Origin of the sequence: Yersinia sp. IP36721 (genome assembly GCF_003634395.1) — a bacterium.
GTDB lineage: Bacteria > Pseudomonadota > Gammaproteobacteria > Enterobacterales > Enterobacteriaceae > Yersinia > Yersinia entomophaga.
Genome location: NZ_QCZL01000059.1, coordinates 1 through 1,748, shown reverse-complemented (window position 1 = coordinate 1,748; position 1,748 = coordinate 1). Strand labels below are relative to the sequence as shown.

Below are 1,748 nucleotides of genomic sequence, written 5' to 3'. Positions count from 1 at the left end.
CGTCCTGCATGCCTGGCGTATGCTCATCGTAAACTGCGTGGTCAGATAGTTGACGAGCTCACGCTTTATCGCTGGTTTTAAAGCTTTTTTTCGATGACGTCTTTCAGCGCACGGCATTCCAGACTCAGGTCGGCAAACATCTGCTTCAGACGGCGATTCTCGTCTTCTAGATCTTTGATTTTTTTGATATCAGCGGCTTCCATCCCGCCATATTTCGCCTTCCAATTGTAATAGCTGGCTTCGGAAATAGCAGCCTCGCGGCACACATCTTTGACGGTCCTACCCGCTTCGACGGACTTCAGTACGGCGATGATCTGGTGCTCGGTAAATCGGATCTTGCGCATAAGGATCTCCTCAGGTGACATCATCAGTATGTCGGAAGATCTCTAAAAGTGTGTGGAACTAAAGCTGGGATACTTACAAAATCAGGGACCGAAAACCGGAAAATCAGAGCTATCGTGCCAGCGGACTTACGTTTCTGACAGCAGCCATATCCCTGTGGAATACCGTATATATGGAAAGAGCTGTCGATGCTCTGAAGCGTAAGGGGCTGAAGATTAACGAGCAACTGCTGTCGCATTTGTCGCCGTTAGGCTGGGAACACATCAATCTGACAGGCGATTATATATGGAAAAGCAACCGGATACCGGCTTCCGGTAAGTTTCGTCGGCTGAGGCCAGCTAAAGTCGAAAGGTCAAAAAATAGCCTTAACGTACAATAATTTTCGATATCCAAACTGACCCCAGTTTGATCAATGATAGTGACTGGCAGCATCCGTTTTTGAAGATCGTGCTGAAAAATAAATATTTTGACAAAATATATTATTGAATGTAGTTCAAAAATATATGCCAATAAGTAAGATAGGCCTGATGTTGATATCAACATCAGGCCTATCTATCAATCTAAGAAGTCATCATTCTCAAGATAATAAACCACAGCTTCTAGCAGTTCTTCCTTTTTAGATTTAGGGTGATGTCCTAACTTATTTTCAATAATAGCCTTGAATATTGGTGCCTCTAAAAAAGTATCATAATTTTCTTCGAAATCCATTTCCTCATCATCATTTTCAGAAATGTAATACTTGCCGTTGGCTATATCAGCCTCAGACTCAAAATCGAAGGTTGTCTCTATATATAACCAGCCAACATCTGGCAGCTCTTCGTACTTCTTTAACAGATTATCAAAACCAGTAATAACTATCATGAATAACCTCTCTATTTACGACATTTAGTACCACCACCCCATTTATTTCTCCCTCCAGTACCGTCAGGATGATAAACTTTATGGTATGTTCTATGGTCATTAAAGTCAGCAAGTTGAAGAGAACCAGACTTATCTCCATGATGCCAAGTCATACCCTTCGGAGACGAACCTCTAAAATTACCATTTGACATCGGCTGAACATGTTCAACTACCCCTGGATATTTTGTTTGAAGCTCTCTTTTAAATTCAGCATCCACTTGTAAACGTTTATAAACAGATTCATTAGCTCGACTAAAATGCTCTTTATCTGTCATGGTATACTCAGCCGAATTTAATGTATGCTCATGGAATACATGATATTTCCCTAAATCTCGCTGTCCCTCACCTTTATACAACCCAAGAGGATCGATCCAAGTCAGCGGATTCGGCGCATATTGATATAAATTCAGTCCGCCCAGTAACCCGATCGGGTCAGGCGTGATAAACCGACCGACTTCCGGTGCATAATAGCGGTAAGTATTGTAGTGTAACCCGGTTTCTTCATC

Annotated in this window: 2 protein-coding genes and 2 pseudogenes; 1 reads left to right on the top strand and 3 read right to left on the bottom strand. The window is 42.1% G+C overall.

Annotation, left to right across the window (positions count from 1 at the left end; all coding sequences use genetic code 11):
- Window positions 1-344 (bottom strand): annotated as a pseudogene (locus DBA33_RS20160) (transposase); the annotation flags it as partial.
- A 77-nt stretch (window positions 345-421) separates the two neighbouring features.
- Here DBA33_RS20160 and DBA33_RS20155 point away from each other — a divergent pair.
- A pseudogene (locus tag DBA33_RS20155) lies at window positions 422-721 on the top strand (Tn3 family transposase); the annotation flags it as partial.
- A gap of 176 nt (window positions 722-897) precedes the next feature.
- Here the strand turns inward: DBA33_RS20155 and DBA33_RS20150 are convergent.
- Window positions 898-1,203, bottom strand: coding sequence for a hypothetical protein (locus tag DBA33_RS20150; RefSeq protein WP_120807103.1), 306 nt, complete (start codon window positions 1,201-1,203; stop codon window positions 898-900).
- 11 nt (window positions 1,204-1,214) lie between these two features.
- Window positions 1,215-1,748: RHS repeat-associated core domain-containing protein (locus tag DBA33_RS20145; protein WP_205582794.1), on the bottom strand; the 534-nt coding region annotated here is incomplete at its 5' end.